The sequence below is a fragment of the Lentzea albida genome (assembly GCF_900111005.1).
GTDB classification, from domain to species: Bacteria; Actinomycetota; Actinomycetes; order Mycobacteriales; family Pseudonocardiaceae; genus Lentzea; species Lentzea albida.
In genome coordinates, this window is the sequence record NZ_FOFV01000028.1 from 66401 (window position 1) to 90948 (window position 24548).

Sequence of the window (24548 nt, forward strand, 5' to 3'; positions counted from 1 at the left end):
ACCTCGAGATGGACCGGATCAATCGGTGGTGCTCTGGCCGAATTCCCTGTCGATGAACGCCAGCACCTCGTCCGCGCTGGCCGATTCGATGTGCTGGGCCGCGGAGCCGGCCGTGCTCACCTGGCTGCCCCACTTCTCGAGGAGCCTGCGCAGTCGAGCGGTCACACCGGCTTTCGCGTCCTCGTCGAACACGCTCGCGGCCAGCAGCGCGTCGAGTCGATCGAGGTCGGCCAGTGCGGATGCGTGTTCGTCCGGTCCCTCACCCACTCCCAGTACGCCGACCAGGTGCTCGGCGAGGACACGAGGCGTGGGGTGGTCGAATGCCAAGGTCGCCGGCAGCCTCAGCCCCGTGGCGGCGTTCAACCTGTTGCGCAGCTCCACGGCGGTCAGCGAGTCGAGTCCGAGTTGCCGGAACTCCCGCTCCGCCTGGACCAGGGCCTTGCCGTCGTGCCCCAGGACTGCCGCAACCTCCGACCGCACGAAGTCGACGACGAACGGCACACGGTCGGAGGTCCTGACCGACAGCAGCCGCCGGCCGAGACTCGCCCGGCCGGTTCCGCCCGCGGCGGCCGTGCGTCGCGCCGCCCTCACCAGCCCGCGCAGGAGTGCGGGCACCTCGCCCGACATCCGCCAGTCGGTGACGCCCGTAAGGGCCACGGCGGCCTCGTCCGACCCCGTCGCGACGTCGAAGAGGGTGAGCCCCAGCTCCGTGCTGATCGGTGGCAGCCCGTCGTTCTCCATCCGGCGCACGTCGGTGCTCCCGAGCGCGCTCGTCATGGTGGTGGCTCGCTCCCACAACGGCCAGGCGAGCGAGATCCCCGCCAGGCCTCGGCTCCTGCGGTGTTCCGCGAGGCGGTCGAGGAACGCGTTGGCCGCGGCGTAGTTCGCCTGGCCGGCGTTCCCGACGACACCGGCCAGGCTGGAGAACAACACGAACCCGGGGAGGTCCAGATCGCGGGTCAGCTCGTGCAGGTGCACGGCGGCGTCCACCTTGGGCCGCATCACCGCATCGAGTCGCTCCGGCGTCAGGGAGCCGAGGACGCCGTCGTCGAGCACACCTGCGGCGTGCACCACCGCGGTCAGCGGGTGTTCGGGAGGAATGGTGCCGAGCACCTCCGCCAGTGCGCTGCGATCCGCCACGTCGCAGTTCGCGACCGTGACCACGGCGCCGAGTCCGGCGATCTCGTCGAGGAAACCAGGTTCGGTCTCGCCGGTGCGGCTGACCAGCAGGAGGTGTCGCACGTTCCGGGTGGACACCAGGTGCCTGGCGAGCTCGGTGCCGAGTCCGCCCGTACCGCCCGTGATCAACACGGTTCCGTCGGGATCCCACTCGCGCGGCATCGTGAGGACGATCTTGCCCACGTGCTCGGCCAGACTCATGAACCGGAACGCTTCCGGAGCCCGCCGCACGTCCCAGGTCCGCACCGGCAGCGGCTGGAGCGCCCCCTCCTCGAACAGGTCCACCAGGTCGAGGAGGATGCGCTGCACGCGGTCCGGGTGCACCTCGCTCAGGTCGAACGGCAGGTAGTCCACACCGCCCGCGCCGGTGAGCTGCCGGATGTCGGTCTTGCCCATTTCGACGAAACGCCCGCCGTCGCCGAGCAGGGCCAGCGACGCGTCGACGAACTCCCCCGCCAGCGAGTTGAGCACGACGTCGACACCGGGGAAGCGGTGCCCGAACTCCGTCGTCCGCGAAGAGGCGATGTGGTCGTCCGCGACACCGAGAGAACGCAGGACGTCCCACTTCCCCTCGCTCGCGGTGGCGAACACCTCCGCCCCCAGGTGCCGGGCCAGCTGGACGGCCGCCATGCCGACACCACCGGCGCCTGCGTGCACCAGCACGCGTTCGCCCGCGCGCAGGTGCGCGAGGTCGACGAGGCCGTGGTAGGCGGTCGTGAACACGGCCGGTACCGAAGCGGCGACCTCATCGGTCCAGTCCGGGGGCACCCGCACGACGTGGCGTTCGTCCATGACGGCGATCGGTCCGAACGCAGCGGTGAACAACCCCATCACGCGGTCGCCCGGTCGCACGCCGGTCACCTCCGGACCGATCTCCGCGACGTGGCCCACCGCCTCGGCTCCCAGGAGGACGTCGTCTCCGGGGTACATCCCCAGCGCGGTGAGCACATCCCGGAAGTTCACCCCGGCCGCCGTGACCCGCACTCGGATCTCCCTGCCGGTCAACGGCTCCAGCACGTCCGCGCAGGGCACCAGCGACAGTGCGTCGAGACTGCCCTTGGCGCGGCTGTCCAACCGCCACGGGACCCCCACAGGCGGAACCAGTGAGTCCACGGCACCGAGGCGGGCCGCATGAACCGCACCGCCCCGCACCGCCAGCTGTGTCTCCCCCGGCGCCGACGTGCGGACCGCTTCCGCGACCGAGGTGGGGTCGTCCGCGTCCACCAGCAGGAAGCGATCCGGGTTCTCCGACTGTGCCGACCTAACCAGGCCCCACACCGCCGACGCGGCCACGTCCACCACGGTGTCGTCGCGGTCGACGGCGACAGCGCCCCGCGTCACGAACACCATCCGCGACGCCCCGAACCGTTCGTCAGCGAGGAACTCCTGGACCAGGTTCAGCACCTCGGAGGTGACACGCCGGGGTGCCTCCCGACCGGCGATGGGGACCAGCACGTGGTCGGGTGGTGCCGAAGTGAGTTCGCGCAGGGAGCCGGCGACGGTCGCGATGCCCATCTCCCACTCCGTTCCCAACACCCCGAAGCTCACGTCGGAAGCGGGGGCCACGACATCCGCGGGGATCCAACGGACGCGGAGCAGCGACGCGGGTGTGGCCGTCGGGGCGGCCGCCCGATGAACCGGCCGGAAGCTCAACGAGGCGACGGACAGGACCGGGGAACCTTCCGGATCCAGTGCGGTCAGTGCGACCGAGCCGTCCTCGTTCTTCGCCGACCGGATCCTCACGAACGAGGCACCGGAGGCGTGCAGGGAGACACCCCGCCAGGAGAAGGGCAGCATGCCCGCGTCCTCGCCGAGGTCGAGGTGCGAGGTCGCGTGGAGTGCCGCGTCGAGCAACGCCGGGTGGATGCCGTACGACGAACCGTCGTGCACGTGTTCCGGCAACTCGGCCTCGGCGAAGACCTCGTTCCCGCGGAGCCAGACGACTCGCAAACCCTGGAACGCGGCACCGTAGTCGAATCCCGCCTCTGCGAAGGACTCGCGGCACGCGTCCAGGTCCACCGGCTCGGCGCCCGCGGGCGGCCACGCCTCCCCGTCGGCCGTCGAGCCGAGAGCCTCGACGGCGAGCGTGCCGGTCGCGTGCTGGGTCCAGCCGCTTTCACCCCCGTCGGCCGGACGCGAGTGGACCCGCAGTTCACGACGTCCGTGCTCATCCGCCACACCGATCCACACCTGGGTCTGCACGGCACCCGACTCCGGCAACACCAGCGGCGCGGCCAGGGTCAGCTCCTCGACCAGGCCGCAGCCGACCTCGTCCCCGGCGCGGATCGCCAGCTCGAGGAACGCGGTCCCGGGGAACAACACCTGGCCACCGATCCGGTGGTCGCCCAGCCACGGGTGCGTGGCGAGCGACAGGCGGCCGGTCAGCACGACCTCGCCCGAACCCGCGACCGGCACCGCCGCGCCGAGCAGCGGGTGCGTCGCCGACGCGATTCCCACGGCCGCGACGTCGCCGGCGAAACCCGTTCCCCGTGGCCAGAACCGTTCGTGCTGGAAGGGGTACACGGGCAGCTCCACACCGGTCCCGGCGGGCACGACCTGCCGCCAGTCGACGTCGACCCCGTGGACGAACGCCTCCGCCAGTGAGGTGAGCACTCGTGCGAGTGAGTCGTCGTCCCGACGCAAGGTGCCCACCACGGCCGCGTCGACGGCGTCCTGGATGGAGGCCGTCAGCACCGGATGCGGACTGCATTCGACGAAGACACCGTGACCACGTCCGGACAACGCCTCGATCGCACCGTGCAACCCGACCTGGTTGCGCAGGTTGTCGTACCAGTAGGAGCCGTCCACAGTGGATCCTTCGACCCACTCGCCCGTCACCGTGGACAACCAGGGAACCGCACCCCCGCGTGCTGTCACTCCGGCGAGCGCGTCCTTCAACTCCGCTTCCAGCAGCTCCACCTGAGCCGAGTGCGACGCGTAGTCGACTGGAATCCGCTTCGTGCGCAGACCCGCGCTCGCGCAGGCCGCACCGCACCGGTCCAGGTCGTCCAGGTCTCCGGAGATCACGACGCTCGAAGGACCGTTGACGGCGGCGATCGAAGCCCGTCCGAGGTAGGGGGCCACCACGTCGGCCCCGGCCGAGACCGACATCATCCCGCCCTTGCCCGACAGCACGCGCGCGATCAGGCGGCTGCGCACCGCCACGACCCGTGCGGCGTCTTCCAGCGACAACACCCCGGCCACGCAAGCAGCGGCGATCTCACCCTGCGAGTGCCCCACCACCGCGGCGGGTACGACGCCGTACGACCGCCACAGCGCTGCCAGGGACACCATGACAGCCCACGAAACCGGTTGGACCACGTCGACGCGGTCCAGGGCGTCACTCCCGCGCAGGACGTCGGTCAGCGACCAGTCGACCCACGGCGCCAACGCGCTGCCGCAGGCCTCGATGCTGTCGCGGAAGACCGATGACGTTTCCAGCAGTCCTTTCCCCATGCCCTGCCATTGAGCGCCTTGTCCGGGGAACACGAAGACCGGTCGGCCGTCCCCGGCTGCCACACCGCGCGCGACTTCCGCGACACCGTCCTCGGACGCCAGCACGACGGCCCGGTGCTCGAACACCGAGCGACCGAGCAGCGACGCGGCCACCTCGACACGTGGCTCGCTGATCGAGCTCAGCCTTGCGACCTGGGCCGACAGCGCGGACGGGGACTTCGCCGACAGGATCCAGGGCACCAGGGGTACGTCGAGCGGATCCGGCCGATCCGCCACCGGAGCCTGTTCGAGGATGAGGTGTCCGTTCGTGCCGCTGATCCCGAAGGAGGACACTCCCGCGCGACGAGGCCGGTCCACCGCCGGCCATTCGACCAACCCCCTCGCCAGCTCCACCGCGCCGCCGTCCCAGTCCACATGAGACGACGGCTCGCCGACGTGCAGGGTTTCCGGGACGAGCCCGTGCCTGATCGCCTGGACCATCTTGATGACGCCGGCGACACCCGCGGCGGCCTGGGTGTGGCCGATGTTCGACTTCACCGACCCGAGCAACAACGGTCGCTCCCGGTCCTGGCCGTACGTGGCCAGCAGCGCCTGCGCCTCGATCGGGTCCCCCAGCGCGGTGCCGGTCCCGTGCGCCTCCACGACGTCGACGTCGGAGGTTGCGAGCCCGGCCGAACGAAGGGCCAGGCGAATCACCCGTTGCTGGGAAGGTCCGTTCGGCGCGGACAGGCCGTTGGACGCGCCGTCCTGGTTGATCGCGCTCCCGCGCACCACGGCGAGCACCCGGTGCCCGTTGCGCTCCGCCTCCGACAGCCGCTCCAGCACGAGCACGCCGACGCCCTCGGCCCAGGCGGTGCCGTCCGCCGTGTCCGCGAACGCTTTGCAGCGCCCGTCGGAGGCCAACCCGCCCTGGCGCGAGAACTCGCTGTACATCAGCGAATCCGCCATGATCGAGACGCCGCCGGCCAACGCCAGGGTGCACTCACCCCCACGCAGTGCCTGGGCGGCGAGGTGCAGTGCCACCAAAGCGGACGAACACGCAGTGTCCACGGTGATCGCCGGTCCCTCGAACCCGAACGCGTACGACACCCGGCCGGAGATGACGCTGGTCGTGTTGCCGGTCAGCACCAGTCCCTCGGAGCCGGCGTCCAGCAGGTTCGCGTAATCGGTGCTCGATGCCCCCGCGAACACACCGGTCTGACTGCCGCGCAACGACTGCGGGTCGATCCCGGCCCGCTCGAGCGCTTCCCACGACGTCTCCAGCAGCAGCCGCTGCTGGGGATCCATCGCCAGCGCCTCGCGCGGGGAGATCCCGAAGAACGCGGCGTCGAACCCGGCGACGTCGTCGAGGAACCCGCCGAAAGCGGTCGCACTGCGCTCGGCATCGAGCGCCCACCCCCGATCGCCGGGGATGCGGGTGATCGCGTCCGTGCCACCGGCGACCAGGTCCCAGAGGTCGTCCGGGGAGGTCACCCCGCCGGGGAACCGGCACGCCATGCCCACGATGACGACCGGGTCGTCCGTCGTCACGGCCGCAGGAGCGTCCTCCGGGACGACCGCGTCGTCCGAGCCCGTCAACTCCCGCACCAGGAACCCCGCCAGCACGTCCGGTGTGGGGTGGTCGAACACGAGGGTCGCGGGCAGTCGCAGTCCGGTGGCGGCGACGAGCCGGTTGCGCAGTTCGATCGAGGTGAGCGAGTCGAAGCCCAGCCCGCGGAACTCGAGTCCCTTCTCGAGCGCGGCCGCGCTGCCGTGCCCGAGCACCGCCGCCGCTTCCGCGCGGACCAGGTCGACCAGCACGCGCACCCGCTCGTCACCGGGCAGTTCGGCCAAGCGCCGCACGAGAGACTTCGAGGAGCTGGACGCACCGGCACGGGACGCGGTCCGACGGGAGCCCCCGACGAGGGCGCGCAACAGTGCGGGCACCTCGCCCTTGGCCCGCACCGCGGGGACGTCGAGCCGGAGCGGCACCGTGAGCGGCTCGTCCGCGCCGAGCGCGTGCTCGAACAGCCGCAGCCCCTCCTCGACCGACAGCGGCGGCATGCCGTCGCGGGTCATCCGCTGGATGTCGGTGTCCGACAGGGTGGCGGTCATGCCGCCGGACTGCTGCCAGGCCCCCCAGGCCAGCGAGGTCGCGGGAAGACCGCTGTTCCTGCAGTTGTGGGCCAGCGCGTCCAGGAACGCGTTCGCCGACGAGTAGGAGGCCTGCCCCGGACTGCCCATGAGGCCCGCGACGGACGAGAACAGCACGAACCCGGCGAGGTCCAGGTCCCGCGTCAGCTCGTGCAGGTTCCACGCGCCGTCCACCTTCGGTCGCAGCACTCGGACGAACCGGTCCGGTGTCAGCGACGTCACCACGCCGTCGTCGAGCACGCCCGCCGCGTGGACGACGGCGGTCAGGGGGTGTTCGGCCGGGACGGCGGCGAGCAGTTCGCGCAGCGCCTCCCGGTCGGCGACGTCGCACGGGCTTACCGACACGACCGCGCCGCGTCCCTCGAGTTCCTCGACCAGCTCCGGCACACCGGGCGCGGCGAGACCCGCCCTGCTGGTGAGCAGCAGGTGCCGAACACCGCCTCCGGCGACCAGGTGCCTCGCCAGTTCCTTGCCGAGACCACCCGTACCCCCGGTGATGAGCACGGTTCCCTCGGGGTTCCACGACTTCGGGATCGTCAGCACGATCTTGCCCACGTGCCGGGCCAGGCTCATGAACCGGAACGCCTCCGGCGCACGCCGCACGTCCCACGTCGTGACGGGCAACGGCTCCAACGCCCCGCTGCGGAGTAGTTCGACCAGTTCACGCAGGACGTGCTGGGCGCTGTCGGGATCGAGGACCGCGACGTCGAACGCCTGGTAGTCCACACCGGACAGCTCCGACGGCTGACGGACGTCGGTCTTGCCCATCTCGACGAACCGGCCGCCCTCGCGCAACAACCTCAGCGAGGCGTCGACGAACTCCCCTGACAGCGCGTTCAGCACCACGTCCACCGGGGGGAACTTCTCCTGGAAGTGCACCGTCCGCGACGATTCGATCCGCTCCAGCGGGATCCCGAGCGAGCGGAGCACGTCCCACTTCCCGCGGCTGGCCGTCGCGTAGACCTCGGCACCGAGGTGCTGGGCGAGCTGGATCGCGGCCATGCCGACACCGCCGGCACCCGCGTGCACCAGCACCCGTTCGCCGGCACGCAGGCCGGCGAGACCGACGAGCCCCCGGTAGGCGGTCATGAACACGACCGGAACAGCCGCGGCGACCTCGTCCGTCCAGTCCTGCGGCACCGGCACGACGTAGCGCTCGTCGACCACGGCGACGGGTCCGAAACCACCGGGGACCATTCCCATGACCCGGTCACCGAGCCGCACACCGGTGACGTCGGGACCGATCTCGGACACCACACCCACGGCCTCGCCGCCGAGCATTCCCGCGTCACCGGGGTACATCCCGAGCGCGCTGAGCACGTCGCGGAAGTTCACCCCGGCCGCGGAGACCCGGATCCGGACCTCGCGGCCGGAGAGGGGGCGCAGCACCTCCGGGCACGGCTCCAGCAGGAGGTTGTCGAGACTGCCCCTGTCCTTGATCGCGAGCCGCCACGCCCCAGGGCCGGGGGGCATCAGCGCGCTGTCGTCGAGCCGGGCGAGCCTCGCCACCCGAGCGACCCCCGCGCGCACCGCGACCTGCGTTTCACCCGCGCTCATCAGCGCGGGCAGGCTCGGCAGCACGGCCGGCGACGTGTCCCTGTCACCGACATCGGCGAGCAGGAACCGTCCCGGGTTCTCCCACTGCACCGACCTCACCAGGCCCCACACCGCGGCGGCCGGGTAGTCCTGCACCCGTTCGCCGCTGTCGACCGCGACCGCCCCCGAGGTCACGAACACGACCCTGGTGTGGTCGAACCGTTCGTCGGTGAGGAGGTCCTGAACCAGCTCGAGCACCCAGGACGTCAGCGCCGCGACGGAGCGCGGTCCACCGGCGGAGTCACCGGCCACCGGAACGACCAGCACCTCTGGCGGCGCGGCGGCGGCATCGGCCAGCGATCCCGCCGCGACGTGCTCACCGACGGCCGCGCCCAGGGGGAACTCCTCGCCACCCACGACACCGAACCGGACGAGTTCCCCCGCGGTCTCCCCCGCGGGTATCCACTCGAGGCGCAGCAACGACTCCGGAGTGGGCTGGGCCGCCTTCGCCGCCGCTGTGAGCGGAGGACGCACCACGAGCGTGTCCACGGTGACCACCGGCGCACCATCGGCATCCACCGCCACCAGGGTGAAGGAGTCCGCCGCGTTCTTGGTCACCCGCACCCGCAGCAGCGCTGCCCCGGTGGCGTGCAAGGACACGCCCTCCCACAGGAACGGCAGTCCGCCACCTGCTTCGTCGACCAGCATCGAGACGTGCAACGCCGAGTCCAGCAACGCCGGGTGCACGCCGAAACCGGTCGTCTCAGCGGCACGGGTCTCCGGCAGCACGACCTCGGCGAACAGGTCGTCACCGCTGCGCCACGCCGCCCGCAGTCCCTGGAACGCGGGCCCGTAGACGAACCCGTCCCCGGCGAAGACGTCGTAGCACCCGTCGACGTCGACCGGCTCCGCGCCGGAGGGTGGCCAGACGCCCGCGCCGACGGCGACGCCGGACGGCGGTTGCGCGGCCAGTGTGCCGGCGGCGTGTTCCTCCCAGTCGCGCTCCGCGCCACCCACCACCGGACGGGAGTGGATCCGGATCTGCCTCCTGCCCGTGTCGCCGGGTGCACCGATCCACACCTGGACCTGCACCTCACCCCGCTCGGGCAGCACCAACGGCGACGCGAGCGTCAACTCCTCGACGCGGGGGCAGTCGACCTGGTCGCCCGCGCGGATCGCGAGCTCCAGGAAACCCGTGCCGGGGAACAGCACCGCTCCCCCGACCTCGTGGTCGGCCAGCCAGGTCTGCGCCGATGTCGACACACGGCCCGTGAGCACCACCTCACCCGACCCCGCGACGGACACCGCCGCACCGAGCAGCGGATGCCGGACCGGTTCCAGCCCCAGGGTGGCCGCGTTCGCGCCGGACGCCGACCGCGCCGGCCAGAACCACTCGTGGTCGAAGGCGTAGGTCGGCAGGTCGACGAACCGTCCACCCGGGACGACACCACGCCAGTCCACGTCCACACCGTCGACGTGCAGCCGTCCCAGCGCGGTCAGCAGTGAGGTCTCCTCGTCGCGGTCCTTGCGCAGGGCGGGAACCGCGAGGCCGTCCTCGACCAGGCCGGTCAGCACACCGTCCGGTCCCAGCTCCAGGAACGCCGACGCACCCGCGTCCGTCAACGCCCGCAAGCCATCGGCGAACCGGACCGCCTCCCGCACGTGCCGCACCCAGTACTCCGGCGAACACACCTCATCGGTCACCAGGCCGCCGGTCACGTTCGACACCAACGCAATGCGCGGCTCAGCGAAAGACAAACCCTCCAGAGCCCGGGCGAACTCGGCCAGCATCGGCTCCATCAACGGCGAGTGGAACGCGTGCGACACCCGCAACCGCGACGTCTTCCGGTCCTCGAACCGAGCGGCGATCTCCAGCACCGCCGCCTCGTCGCCCGCGACCACCACCGAGTCCGCCCGGTTCACCGCCGCGACCGAGACGCCCTCGCCCAGCAACGGCAAGACCTCGGCCTCGGTCGCCGCGATCGCCACCATCGCGCCACCCGACGGCAACGCCTCCATCAAGCCGGCACGCGCCCGCACCAGCGTGCAGGCGTCATCCAGCGACAGCACACCCGCCACATGCGCCGCCGCCACCTCACCGATCGAGTGCCCCGCAACGAAATCCGGTGTGACACCCCACGACTCGACCAGGCGGAACAACGCCACCTCGACCGCGAACAACGCAGGCTGAGCGAAACCAGTGCGGTTCAACAACTCCTGATCCGCACCCCACATGACGTCCCGAAGCCCCGGCTCCAACCGAGCCAGCACCTCGTCCAACGCCTCCGCGAACACCGGGAACCGCTCGTGCAGACCACGGCCCATCCCCAGCCGCTGCGACCCCTGACCCGAGAACAAGAAGGCCAGTCCGTGCTCCCCGGCCACGCCACGAGCGACCTCGGCGACACCCTCCTCCGACGCCAGCAACACCGCCCTGTGCCCGAACATCGAGCGCCCCAGCAGAGCCGAGCCCACATCCACGCGGCCGTCCGCGATCGAAGAGATCCGTTCCACCTGTGCGGCCAGAGCGGACTCCGACTTCGCCGAGACCACCCAGGGCACCACCGGCACGTCCACCGGCTCCGGCACGGCCACCGGCTCCGGCTGTTCGATGATGACGTGTGCGTTGGTGCCGCTGATGCCGAACGACGACACAGCCGCACGACGCGGCCGACCCACCTCCGGCCACGACACGGGCTCGGTCACCAGCTCGACAGAGCCCTCCGACCAGTCCACGTGCGACGAAGGCGCGTCCACGTGAAGTGTCTGCGGGACAACGCCGTACCGCAGCGCCTGCACCACCTTGATGATCCCGGCGACACCCGCCGCCGCCTGCGTGTGCCCCAGGTTCGACTTCACCGAACCCAGCAACAACGGCCGATCCCGGTCCCGGCCGTAGGTCGCCAGCACCGCCTGCGCCTCGATCGGATCACCCAACGTCGTACCCGTACCGTGCGCCTCCACCACGTCCACATCGGACGGCGACAGACCCGCACTCGCCAGAGCCTGACGAATGACCCGTTGCTGCGAAGGACCATTCGGCGCGGTAAGCCCGTTCGACGCACCATCTTGGTTCACCGCGCTGCCCCGCACGACGGCCAGCACCTGGTGCCCGTTGAGCCGGGCGTCGGACAGGCGCTCCAGCACCAGCATGCCGATGCCCTCGGCCCAGCCCACACCGTCCGCGCTGTCGGAGAACGCCTTGCACCGGCCGTCCGGGGACAGTCCTCGCTGACGCGAGAACTCCACGAAGGTGTCCGGAGTGGACATCACCGTCACGCCGCCGGCGAGCGCGAGCGAGCACTCCCCGGCCCGCAAGGCCTGCATCGCCCAGTGCAACGCCACCAGCGAGGAGGAGCAGGCGGTGTCGACCGTGACCGCGGGGCCTTCGAGGCCCAGCGTGTAGGCCACCCGACCCGACGCGATGCTCGGGGAGGCGCCGTTGCCCTGGTACCCCTCGAAGTCCTCACCCGCGGTCAGCATGGCGTAGTCGCTGTACATCACGCCCGCGAAAACGCCGGTCTGGCTGCCGCGCAACGACACCGGATCGATCCCGGCCCGCTCGATCGCCTCCCACGACACCTCGAGCAGCAGACGCTGCTGCGAATCCGTCGCCAACGCCTCCCGAGGAGACATCCCGAAGAACCCGGGATCGAACTCACCCGCGTCGTGCAGGAATCCACCAGACCTCGTGTACGACGTCCCCGGACGATCCGGATCAGGGTCGAACAAACCCTCCAGATCCCACCCGCGGTTCACCGGGAAACCTGTCACCGCGTCCCGGCCTTCGGCCACCAACCGCCACAGGTCCTCCGGCGAGGTCACCCCACCCGGATACCGGCACGCCATCCCCACGATCACGATCGGATCGTCCGAAGTGGACCGGACACCGATCGTGGCCGGCGCCGCGGCGTCCTCGCCCGCGATCTCGTTCAGCAGGAAGCCCGCCAGCGCGGCTGGTGTCGGGTAGTCGAACACCAGCGTCGCGGGCAGCCTCAGGCCGGTGGCCGAGGCCAACTGGTTGCGCAGTTCCACGGACGTCAAAGAGTCGAATCCGAGACTCCGGAAGTCCCGCCCCGGCTCCACCGACGACGTGTCCGCATGCCCGAGCACCGCGGTGACCCGGCCGAGCACGAGGTCCAGCGCCGCACGCGAACGTTCGCCCGCGTCCAGCCCGGCCGTCCGCTGGGCCCAGACCCCCGACTCGATCGCCGCACTCGCGGTGGACCTGCGCCTGACCGCGGGCACCAATCCGCGCCACACCGCCGGGACGTCACCCTGCGTACGCAGCGCCGCCGGGTCGAACCGGATCGGCGCCGGTACGGGCTCGTCGGCCGCCAGGGCCACGTCGAACAGGGCGACGCCCTGCTCCACCGACAGCGGCGGCATGCCCGAGCGCACCAGGCGCTCCACGTCCACGGCCGACAGGTCCGCCGTCATCCCGGTGGACTGCTCCCACGCGCCCCACACCAGCGACACCGCGGGCAGCCCGAGGCTCCGGCGGTGGTGAGCCAGTCCGTCCAAGAACGCGTTGGCGGCCGCGTAGTTCGCCTGCCCCGCCGCCCCCAGCACCCCGGCAGAGGACGAGAACAGCACGAACGCCGCCAGGTCCAGATCGCGGGTGAGCTCGTGCAGGTGCCAGGCCCCGCCGGCCTTCGGCCCCAGCACCGAGAGCAACCGTTGCGGGGTGAGGGAATCCACGACACCGTCGTCGAGCACACCCGCCGCGTGGACCACCGCGGTCAACGGGTGCTCCGCGGACACACCGCCGAGCAACTCGGCGACCTCGTCGCGGTTCGCGACGTCGCACGCGACGACCCTCACCGAGGCGCCGTGTCCGGCCAGCTCCGCCACGAGGTCCGCGTTCACGACTCCGCGCCGGCTCGCGAGCAGCAGGTGCCGCACGCCGTGCCGGACCACCAGGTGCCTCGCCAGTTCCCGGCCCAGACCGCCGGTACCGCCGGTGATCAGCACCGTTCCCCGCGGGTCCCAGGCGTGCTCCGCCGCCGGCGCGAGCCCGCCCAGGCGCGTCATCCGACCCGCCAGGAGAACGCCTCCACGAACCGCCAGCTGCGTCTCGCCCACTGCCGTCAGCGCCACCCCGCCCACCAGGACCTCGGGGGGAACCTCGGCATCGTCGAGGTCGACGAGCAGGACCCGTCCGGGGTTCTCGAGCTGTGCCGACCGCACCAGCCCCCAGGCGGCCGCCGCGGCGAGGTCCACCACGGACTCCTCCGCACCCGCGGCGACCGCACCGCGGGTGACGAACACGAGGCGTGACCTGTCGAACCGCGGTTCGGCGAGGAACTCCTGGAGCGTGCTCAAAGCCCGTGCCGTCGTGTCCAGAACGTGTTCCGTCCCGGCCCCGGAGCCGGTCAGCTCGATCAGAACCACGTCGGCGGCGACGGCGTCGGCCAGGACTGCTCGCGGCGAGACCTCCGCCCCGTTGTCCCGCAGGACCGGCACCAGCCCGAACAGGTCGTCCCCCACGACGGCACAGCTGCCCGGCGAGGACGGGACACCCGGTTCGACCGGTACCCAGCCGAGCTTCAGCACCGAGTCCGCGTCGCCCCACACCGCCTGGAACGGTGCGGCGGCACGCAGGGCCAGAGAGGCGACCGAGATCACCGGCGCGCCCTCGGCATCCGCCGCGTTCACCGACACCGAGTCCGGTCCGGTCCTCTTCAGCCGCACCCGGAGCGCCGTGGCTCCGGAGGCGTGCAGGGTCACGTCGGTCCACGAGAAGGGGACGCCGTGCGACTCGTCCGCGTCCGAGAACGCCAGAGCGTGCAGCACCGAGTCCAGCAGAGCGGGGTGCAGCCCGAAATCGCCGGCGGCCGCGTCTGCGGTCACCCCGACCTCGGCGAAGACCTCGTCGTCCCGGCGCCACACCGCGTGCAGGCCCTGGAACGCCGGTCCGTAGGAGAAGCCCTGCTCGGCCAGCGCCGCGTAGCAACCGCTGATGTCCACCTCGTCCACGCCCGCCGGAGGCCACTGCCCGGTGAACGCGGTCTCAACCCCGCGTGCTCGTGCCGCGAGGACTCCTGTCGCGTGGCGCGACCACTGCTGCGCGCCGTCCTCAGCACGGCGGGAGTGCACGGCCACCGAACGCCGTCCGTCGCCGTTCGGCTCGCCCACCCACACCTGGACCTGGACGGACCCCTGGTCCGGCAGCACGAGCGGCGCCTCCAGGGTCAGTTCGTCGACGGCACTGCACCCGACCTCGTCGCCCGCCCTGATCGCGAGTTCGAGGAAGGCCGTACCGGGGAACAGCACCACCCCGTTCACGCGGTGGTCGGCGAGCCAGGGCTGTGCCGCCGCCGACAGCACGCCGGTGAGCACGGCCTCGTCGGAACCGGCGAAACGCACCGCGGCGCCCAGCAGCGGATGCCCCGCGGGGTTCAGCCCCAGGCCGGCCGCGTCCGCGCCGGTCGCGCGGCTGTCCATCCAGAAGCGGCGACGCTGGAACGGGTAGGTCGGCAGGTCCACCCGCCGCGCGCCGGACCCGGCGAAGAACGCCCGCCAGTCCACCGCGACCCCGGCCACGTGCAGCCTCGCAAGGGTGGCGAGGACGGACCGGACCTCGTCCTCGTCCTCGCGCAGTGCGGGCAGTACGAGCGCGTCGAGGTGGTCCGCGACCATCGCCGACAGCACCGCGTCCGCACCGATCTCCACCACCTTGGTCACCCCGGCGGCGCCCATCGTGTCCACCGCGTCGGCGAACCTCACCGCCGCACGGGCCTGGTGCACCCAGTACTCCGGCGAGCGCATGTCGGCACCGGCGAACTCGCCGGTCACCGTGGAGATCACCGGAATCGAGGGCTCGCGGAAGGTCAGGACCTCCGCGACCCAGCGCAGGTCGGCCAGCGCCGGTTCCACGAGGGACGAGTGGAACGCGTGGCTGACGGCGAGGCGCGTGCAGCGATGCCCGCGTTCGGCCAGTATCTCCGCGGCTCCCAGCACCGCGCTCTCGGTACCGGACAGCACCACCGATCCCGGCGAGTTCACCGCGGCGACGCACACGTCGTCGGAGAGGAGATCGCGCACGTCCTGCTCGGTCGCCCTGACCGCGACCATCGCGCCACCGGAGGGCAACGCCTGCATGAGCCGCCCGCGGTGCGCGGCGAACGCGCTCGCGTCCGCCAACGACCAGATGCCGGCGACGTGCGCGGCCGCGACCTCACCGATCGAGTGGCCGGTGACGTGGTCCGGACGCACACCCCAGGACTCGAACAGCCGGAACAGCGCCACCTGGAACGCGAACAACGCCGGCTGCGCGTAGGCGGTCTGGTCGAGCAGGGCGGCGTCCGGCGAACCGGGCTCGGCGAACACGATCTGCCGCAGCGGGCGGTCGAGGTGCGGGTCGATCTCTGCACAGGCCACGTCGAACGCCTTCGCGAAGACCGGGAACCGGGCGTGCAGTGCCCGACCCATCCGGTTGCGCTGCGCGCCCTGTCCGGGGAAGACGAACCCGACGAGGCCGTGCTTGGCCGTCCCCTGGACCACCGAGGGCGAGGATCCCCCCTCAGCCACCACGTCGAGACCATCGACCAGTCCGGTCGTGTCGGAGGCGAGCACCACGGCGCGATCGGTCAGGGCCGCGCGTCCGGTGGCGGCAGAATAGGCGACGTCCAGTTCGGAACCTGCCGTGCCCAGGCTGGCGCGCAGGAGTCCTGCCTGGGCGCGCAGGGCGGCCTCACCGCGCGCGGACAGCAGCAACGGAACAGGTCCCTCGTAGGTGCTCTGCTCAAAGCCGGCCGGGTCCTGCTCGGGTGCCTGTTCCAGCACGGCGTGGGCGTTGGTGCCGCTGAAGCCGAACGACGAGACGGCGACCCTGCGGGGCCGGCCGGTCGGCGGCCACGGCGTGTTCCCGGTGAGCAGCCGCAACTCCCCCGCCGACCAGTCCACGTGCGGTGTCGGCTGGTCCGCGTGCACCGTCCTGGGGAGCACGCCGCGGCGCAGCGCCTCGACCACCTTGACGACGCCGACGACACCCGCCGCCGCCTGGGTGTGACCGAGGTTGGACTTCACCGAGCCCAGCCAGACCGGATCTCCGACCGGCCTCCTGCCGTACACGCGTTGCAGGGCGTGCGCCTCGATCGGGTCACCGAGCGCGGTTCCGGTCCCATGCGCCTCAACGGCGTCCACATCGGACGGTTCAAGACGGGCGTCCGCCAGCGCCTGGCGAATCACCTGTTGCTGGGCAAGACCGTTGGGTGCGGTCAGTCCGGCGCTGGCGCCGTCCTGGTTCACCGCGGATCCCCGCAGGACCGCCAGCACCCGATGGCCGCGCGCGCGAGCGGTGGAGAGTCGTGCGAGCAGCAGGGTCGCGACGCCCTCGCTCCACACGGTCCCGTCCGCGTCCGCGCCGAAGGCCTTGCACCGTCCGTCCGCGGCCAGACCGCGCTGCCTGCTGAACGCGAGGAACGAGCCAGGCGTCGCCATCACCGCGACACCGCCGACCATCGCGAGATCGCATTCACCGCCGCGCAACGACTGCGCGGCCATGTGCAGTGCGACCAGGGAGCTCGAACAGGCGGTGTCGACGGTGATCGCGGGACCGCGCAGTCCCAGCTCGTAGGAGATCCGGCCGGAGAGCACGCTGCCCGCGGTGCCGGTGATCAGGTGGCCCTCGGCCCCGTCGGGCGCGCGGTCGAGGCCCGGCCCGTACTCGTGGTTCTCCGCTCCCACGAAGACTCCGGTGCTGGTTCCGCGAAGTGAGGAGGGATCTACTCCGGACCGTTCGAGGAGCTCCCACGCGGACTCCAGCAGCAGCCGCTGTTGCGGGTCCATCGCACGCGCCTCGCGCGGTGAGATGTCGAAGAAGTCCGCGTCGAAATCCGCAGCGCCGTCGAGGAAACCACCGCGCATCACGTACGTCCGGCCGGCCTGGTCCGGGTCGGGGTCGTAGACGGCGTCCAGGTCCCAGCCGCGGTCTTCGGGGAACGGACCGATCACCTCGCCGCCGTCGAGCAGCAGGTCCCAGAGCTCGTCCGGGCTCGTGATCCCGCCGGGCAGGCGGCAGGCGGTGCCCACGATCACGACGGGATCGTCGCCGTCGTCACCGGAACCGCCGCGGTGGGTGGGGGCACCGGCTTCGGCATCTCCCAGGAACAGTCCCGCGACGTACTCGGCCATCGCTCTCGGGGTGGGGTGGTCGAACGCGAGCGAGACCGGCAGGTCGAGACCGGTGTCCGCGCGGAGCCGGCGGTGCAGGTCCACCGCGATCACGGATGTCAGACCCAGGTCGGCCACACCGCGTTCGGCGTCGGCCACCTCGGCCTGCTCGACGCCCAGCGCCGCGGCCAGGTGCTTCCTGACCAACGCGAGCGAGGCGTGCACGACCTCGGACCGAGACCGCCCGGAGATCCACCCGTCGAACGAGCCCGGATCGCTGGACGTGTTGTCGGCATCGATCGACATCGGCGGACCACCTCGGAAAAGACCGGCTGGGCAACGGCAGTGCGCTCGGATCGTAGGGTCGGCGCAACTCGGAGATCCCCTAGAAGAGATCCGTCCGGACGCGGTGACTCCGGCCATGGTCTGGGTGATTTCCGGTGGCCCGGAACCAGAAGATGTGAGCGCTGGACGTCCCGGGCCACGACCGGGTCCGGCACAGGTCTTGGAGGGACCACATCATGAGGCTCGCGTGCTGGCAGGCTGAGGCGCAGAACGAGTCGGTGGACGGACACGTCCACCGACTCGCGGACGCGGCGCGGCGTGCTCGCGGGGCCGGCGCGGACCTCCTCGTCACGCCGGAGCTGTCACTGACCGGGTACCGCACGCACGGTCCGGACGTCGAGCACGCGGCGTACCTGGCGGCGGAGGCGGCCGGCAGCGCGGCATCGATCGCCGCACGCGAGGGCGTGGCAATCCTGTACGGCTGTCCGGAGAGGACGGCAGAAGGCACGTACAACACCGTTCAGCTCGTCGACGCACGAGGTGAAGTGGTCGCGGTCCACCGGAAGTCGCACCTCTTCGGCGACGCGGAAGCCGCGGTCTTCGACAGGGGCGACGGGGCTGTCGTCCAGGCCCGGGTCGCCGGCGTCACCGTGGGATTGCTGATCTGCTACGAGGTCGAGTTCCCCGAGCTGGTCCGGGCCCACTCCCTGCGAGGGACCCAGCTGCTCGCCGTGCCCGGTGCGCTGGCCAGGCCGTGGAGCGTCGTCACGCGCACCCTGGTGCGCGCCAGGGCTTTCGAGAGCCAGCTGTACGTGAGCTACGTCAACTGGTCCGGTGTGGACGGAGCGGTGAGTTACTGCGGTCTGACCAGGGTGGTGACCCCGCACGGCCGGGTGCAGACGGCGCCGGAGCACGGCGAGGCGCTGCTGGTGGCCGACATCGATCCGGCCGAGATCGTCGCGGCCCGGCTCCAGACGCCGTACCTGGCCGACCGGCGCCCCGACTTGTACCAGGACCTCGTCACCGAGCGCTGAGGCACGACACTGCCAGAGAGGCGGGCATCGCCATGACCCCTGCCCCGACCGACCAGCTCGCCATGCTCATCCCCGACTTCCCGTTCAGCTACGACGAGTGGTTGCGCCACCCGGCCGGGCTGGGCCAGGTTCCCGCGGACCTGCACGGCACTCCGGTCGCGGTGATCGGCGGTGGCATCTCGGGTCTCGTCGCGGCGTACGAGCTCATGCGGATGGGCCTGCGACCCGTCGTGTACGAGGCGGGACAGCTCGGCGGGAGGATGCGGTCGGCGGGATTCCCCGGCCACCCCGGCTGCGTGGCCGACCTGGGCGCGATGAGGTTCGCGCCGACCGCCCGGACGTTGTTCCACTACATCCACGAGCTGGACCTGCCCACCTCACCCTTTCCCAACCCCCTCGCGCCGTGCACTCCCAGCACCGTGATCAACCTGAACGGCGTGACGCACCAAGGCCGCTCGCAGATGCTGCTGCCCTCGATCTACCAGGAGGTGGCCGACGCCTGGGACAAAACGCTGCGGGACAAGGCCGAGCTCTTCACGATGGAGGACGCGATCCGCCGCAGGGACGTCGACCTGATCAAGGTGGTCTGGAACCGCCTCGTGCACCGACTCGACGACCAGTCGTTCTACGGTCTGCTCGCCGACTCCGCGGCGTTCACCTCGTTCCGGCACCGCGAGATCTTCGGCCAGGTCGGTTTCGGCGCGGGCGGCTGGGACACGGACTTCCCCAACTCCGCGCTCGAGATCCTGCGCGTCGTGTACGCCCACGCGGACGACGGCGAACAGGTCAGCATCGTCGGTGGCGCGCAACGCCTTCCGCTGGGCCTGTGGTCCCACTCGCCGGCACGGATGGCGCGGTGGCGGCCGGGAACCACGATCGCCTCGCTCAACCACGACGCGCCCCGGCCCGGCGTGACCCGACTCGGCAGGGACGGTGCGGACATCCTTGTCGAGGACGCGGGCGGCGGACTCTCACGCTTTCCGGCCGTGGTGTTCACACCGCACGTGTGGACGCTGCTGGGATCGATCGACTGCTCCGCCGAGCTGCTCAGCGCACCGCAGTGGACAGCTGTCGAACGGACGCACTACATGAGTTCGTCCAAGCTGTTCGTGCTCAGCGACCGCCCGTTCTGGCTCGACACCGACGAGCACACCGGTGAGCACGCGATGGGGATGACCCTCACCGATCGCAGCCCTCGTGGCGTCTACCTGTTCGACCACGGCCCCGACCGGCCCGGGGTCATGTGCCTGTCGTACACCTGGAACGACGACTCCGCCAAGTTCCGCACCATGACCGACCAGCAGCGGCTCACCGTCCTGTTGCGACGGCTGAGCGCGATCTACCCCGGTGTCGACATCGCCTCCCACGTCATCAGCGAGCCCGTCACCATCTCCTGGGAGAACGAACCGCTGTTCATGGGTGCGTTCAAGCAGAACCTGCCGGGCCAGTACCGCTACCAGCGCAGGCTGTTCACCCAGTTCGTGCAGCGGGACGCACCGGCCGCCCAGCGCGGCTTCTTCCTGTGCGGTGACGACGTCTCGTGGCTCGGCGGTTTCGCGGAGGGGGCTGTCACGAGCGCGCTGAACGCGGTCTGGGGTGTGATGAACCACCTCGGCGGCGGTACCGATCCGACGAACCCAGGTCCTGGTGACCGGTTCGACGAGCTCGCTCCGGTCGAGCTGCCCCTCTGACCACCTCGTCCCGATCCCCACGTGCGGCTCTTGCACTGTGCCGCAGAGCGAAAGCCCCGCCTACCGACCGGTAGCGGGGCTGGAACGCAGGAGTTCTTCCCGGGGATCTGCCGCGAGAACCTCACTTCCACGCGGTCTTGGGCGTGACGGCCACGACGCGGAGGTTCCGGGTGGTGCAGTCGAGCCGGTGGAACAACAGATCGGGCCCGGTGATGTACGCGGTCGACACCCCGCGGCCGGTCAGGGTGCCGACCACCGCCGGCCAGTCGATGGGCTGGTCGAACGTCTCCAGCACCATCCGCCGGACCCCCGCGGCCGAACCGACGAGCCTGCCGTCCTGATCGGCGACCACGGGCACGCGGGGATCGGCGAACTCGTAGCGGCTCACGACCTCGGCCTCGGCCTTCTGGCGCAGAGGAGCGAACCGCCTGGCGTGGACCGGTGGGCGCATGGTGCGCATGGAGTACCCGCCCGCGGCGCGGACCGACGAGATGACCTCGTCCAGCAACGACGCGCGCAGCGACACCAGGTACCCACCGCGGTCCAGCGTGCCCGACACCTCGATCCACTCGTCCCGTTCGGTGAGCTCCGCGAGCAGCGCGTGGAACGGCTCGTCCGGCACGTGCACGAAGCAGTGCGTCACCAACTCCTCCGGCTCCGAGGCGAAGTACTCCCGTTCACAGCGGGCGAGTTCGATGGTCATCCGCACGGCGTCGGCGAAGCCCAGAGCACCGGTGTACACCGCGAGCGGCCGCTGTCCGAGGCTCGGGCCGGCGCAGAAGTCCGGTTTCACGCCCAGTTCGCGCTCGGCCCGATCAGCGAGCGCCAGACAGCACACCAGGAACGCGATCTGGGAGAAGTCCCCGTACTGGTCGCCCTCGGCGCGGAACCCGGCGAGCAACGACCCGCCCAGCACCCCGTCGGCTTCCTCCGTGCGCTCCCGCGCGTACCGGTCCAGGACGAGGAACCGGCCGATGTCGGCGAAACCCGCCGCTCCCATCCCCGGGAAGACCAGCGCGATGCCCTCGGTCATGACGCGACGCTCGCGCCTTCCAGCGCCATCTCCTCGAGGCGCTTGCCGTCCGGTTTCCCGTTGCGGTTGAGCGGGAAGTTCTTGACGACGACCACCCGGTTCGGCTGTTCGTACGCGGGCAACACCGGCATGAACTGCTCCTTCCAGTACGACGCCGGCCGGTTCTGGTCGTCCTCGACGAACGCGACGAGGAAGCTTCCGAGGCGGTCGTCGGGCAGTGCGACGACCTTCGCCGAGCACCCGGCCGCACCGATCTTGCGTTCGATCATGTCCGGGTAGAGCGTGTGCCCCATGCGGTGCACCGCCCGTTTGCGGCCGAGCACGTGGAGGTTGCCCGCTTGGTCGAGGAAACCGAAGTCCCCGCTGGCGAACCACCCCGGTTCGACCGGATCGAGCACGCCGTTCTCGTCGAGGTAGCCCGTCATCAGGTCCGGCGTGCGGACCATGATCTCGCCGGTGACGCCCGCGGGAACCTCGGCTCCGTCGTCGTCCACGACGGACAGGTCGACGCCGCGCACGGCAGGCCCGCAGGCGACCGGGTTGCCGACCGACGCGAACGACACGTTGCCCATCTCGGTGCTGCCGTAGCTGTCGAGCAGCGGCATGCCGAACTCCTCGACGTACTGGTCCACCAGACCTGGGTACAGCGGAGCCGCACCGACGCACAACATCCGCGCCGATGCGACGACGGTGCGCAGTGCGGGCCGCGTCCGGACGATGTTGACCATGCTGCGGTACGTGGCGGGAGTGGCGTCGAAGACGGTCGCACCGCACAGGCCCGCCATGCGCAGGGCGTGGTCCAGCCTGCGGTAGGGAGCGACCACCAGGGAGCACCTGGCCAGCCAGGCGATCAGCACCATGGACAGCCCGTACTGGTGCGAGAAGGGCAGCAACGGCACGAGCACGTCGGTGCCGACGTGCCCGACCAGGTCGATGTTGCGCCGCAGGTTCGCGAGGAACGACGCTCCCGTCTTGACGACCAGCTTCGGTGTTCCCGTGGATCCCGACGAGCACATCAGCAGGCCGTCCGGCAGCTCGCACCAGGTTCGGACGTCCAGGTCCACCTCGTCGCGCACGGCGCGTCCCGCGGCGGCCAGCTGCAGCTGGTAGATCGTCAGGACGGCGACCGCCGTCTCCGGCACCACCGCGTCCTCGTCGGCGACGCACAGCACCACGCGCGCCTGACCGATCACCCGCTCGGTCACCTCGGCGGGCTCGTTGTGGTCGAGCAGCACGATCGACGCGCCCGCGTGCATCAGAGCCAGCAGCACGGTGACGTAGCCGACCGAGTTCTGCGCCTTGAACAGGACGCGGTCGCCCCGGTGGAGCCCTCGTTCACCGAGTTCGGCAGCGATGCGCACTGCGTCCTGCTCGAGGTCCTCCAACGTGCGGACGGTGTCCGCACCGCAGATCTTCGCCATCTCAGGACCTTCCTTCGACTTCCGCCCTGGCACGTTCGGTTTCTCGAAGCAGGGCCAGTGTCATCTCCCAGCACGAGGGAATTCACTCGAAAGTGGATGATCGACCGCCGGGCGCGGCCGGAACACTAGGGGTTTCTCTCGAGGTCGCCCGCCACCCGGGACAGCCGCGGACCTGGTCGGCGACGATGCCGGGACTGTCCCGGTGTCTCCAGGACTCCTGGCGGCCCCCACCTGGTGGAGAGTGTTGTTCATGGCGTCGACCCGGCGACCCGTCCTGTTCGTCAGCTATCCGGAGAGCGGACTGATCAATCCTTTGCTCGTGCTGGCAGGGGAACTGGCGCGCAGGGGCGTCCCCGACCTCCACTTCGCGACGGACGAGAACCGGCGGGCGGAGGTGGAAGCGCTTTCCGCTGCCTCGCCCGTCTCGTTCGTGTCGCTGGGCGAGGTCGACTCCGAGATGTCCGCGACCTCGTGGGAGGACGAGGTCTACCGCGCGGTCACCCAGAAGTCGAAGTCGAAGGCGAACCAGGCGGTGATCCGCCAGACCTTCCGGCCCCGCGGCCGGATGGAGAAGTACGCGAGGCTCAAGGCGGCCGCCGAGTCGATCGGCCCGGCGCTGATGGTGGTGGACAGCATCAGCCAGTTCGGCTGCGAGCTGGCCATCACCACCGGCACCCCTTTCGTGCTCGGGGTTCCCTTCCTGCCGAGCAACGTGCTGACGACCCGCACCCACCTGGGCACGTCGCGCACGCCGAAGGACTTCCCGGTCCCGCACTCCGGACTTCCCTACCCGATGAACCGCCGTCAGCGGCTGGCCAACCACCTGATGAAGATCAGGACCCTGCTGCCGTTCCTGACGCCGTCGATGCGGAAGGTCGTGGAGGAGGACGCCGAGCTCCGCCGGCGGCACGGCATCGCACCGGCGGCCAAGGGCGAGATGGCACGGATCGACCAGGCCGAACTGGTGCTCTGCTACTCGATTCCCGAGATGGACTACCCCTTCTCGCTGCCGGAGAAGATGCGCACCGTCGGCGCCCTCGTCCCGCCCCTGCCGCAGGCGCCGGGAGACCACGAACTCACCCGGTGGCTCGACTCACAGGACTCCGTGGTGTACCTCGGCTTCGGCACGATCACCCGGTTGACCCGCGAGCAGGTCGCATCACTCGTGGCGGTGGTCCGGCGAATGCACCGGCACCAGTTCCTCTGGAAGCTCCCCCTCGAGCAGCAGCACCTGCTGCCCCCGGACGACCGGCTCCCGGAGAACCTCCGGATCGAAGCCTGGGTGCCGTCCCAGCTCGACGTGCTGGCCCACCGGAACGTGCGGCTCTTCTTCACCCACGCGGGCAGCAACGGTGTCCACGAGGGTCTGTACTTCGGCACACCACTCGTCACACGACCGCTGTGGATGGACTGCCACGACCTCGCGGTCCGCGTCCAGGACCTCGGCCTCGGTCTCACCCTGGACCAGCCGGAGACGATCGACACCGACGACGTGACCGACAAACTGACCAGGGTGCTCGGCGATGACTCCTTCCGCAGGCGCGCCGAGCTGATCGGCCGGCTCCAGCGGGCCGCGGGCGGGCGGGTCACGGCCGCCGACCTCTTGCTGGACCTCCCCGCCCTCACCTCCGCCCGTCCCCCGCGGCGGAGCACTGCTTCCTGA

At 70.9% G+C, this 24548-nt stretch carries 6 protein-coding genes; 3 read left to right on the forward strand and 3 right to left on the reverse strand.

The genetic code is table 11. The annotated features are described in order from the left end of the window. Positions 1–18: 18 nt before the first annotated feature. A complete protein-coding gene (locus BMY74_RS45915; protein ID WP_218159937.1) occupies positions 19–17727 on the reverse strand; it encodes a type I polyketide synthase in 17709 nt (5902 codons plus the stop codon). 215 nt (positions 17728–17942) lie between these two features. Between BMY74_RS45915 and BMY74_RS41530 the strand changes: the two genes are divergently transcribed. Further along, positions 17943–18740, forward strand: a complete 798-nt coding sequence (locus BMY74_RS41530) for a nitrilase-related carbon-nitrogen hydrolase (protein WP_089927157.1) — start codon at positions 17943–17945, stop codon at positions 18738–18740. A gap of 32 nt (positions 18741–18772) precedes the next feature. Beyond that, on the forward strand, positions 18773–20431 hold the full coding sequence (locus BMY74_RS41535; protein ID WP_089927161.1) for a flavin monoamine oxidase family protein: 1659 nt from the start codon (positions 18773–18775) through the stop codon (positions 20429–20431). Between the two features lie 121 nt (positions 20432–20552). Here the strand turns inward: BMY74_RS41535 and BMY74_RS41540 are convergent, their stop codons facing one another. Both BMY74_RS41540 and BMY74_RS41545 read right to left on the reverse strand, forming a co-directional pair. Then, the gene (locus tag BMY74_RS41540) at positions 20553–21464 is read right to left on the reverse strand and encodes an ACP S-malonyltransferase (protein WP_218159938.1); all 912 of its coding nucleotides are present in this window, start codon (positions 21462–21464) and stop codon (positions 20553–20555) included. Continuing rightward, a complete protein-coding gene (locus BMY74_RS41545) occupies positions 21461–22885 on the reverse strand; it encodes a class I adenylate-forming enzyme family protein (protein ID WP_089927164.1) in 1425 nt (474 codons plus the stop codon). Before BMY74_RS41545 ends, BMY74_RS41540 begins: the two co-directional genes overlap by 4 nt. A gap of 250 nt (positions 22886–23135) precedes the next feature. On the opposite strand from BMY74_RS41545, the gene BMY74_RS41550 reads away from it, so the two are divergent. Continuing rightward, positions 23136–24548, forward strand: coding sequence for a glycosyltransferase (locus tag BMY74_RS41550; RefSeq protein ID WP_089927167.1), 1413 nt, complete (start codon positions 23136–23138; stop codon positions 24546–24548).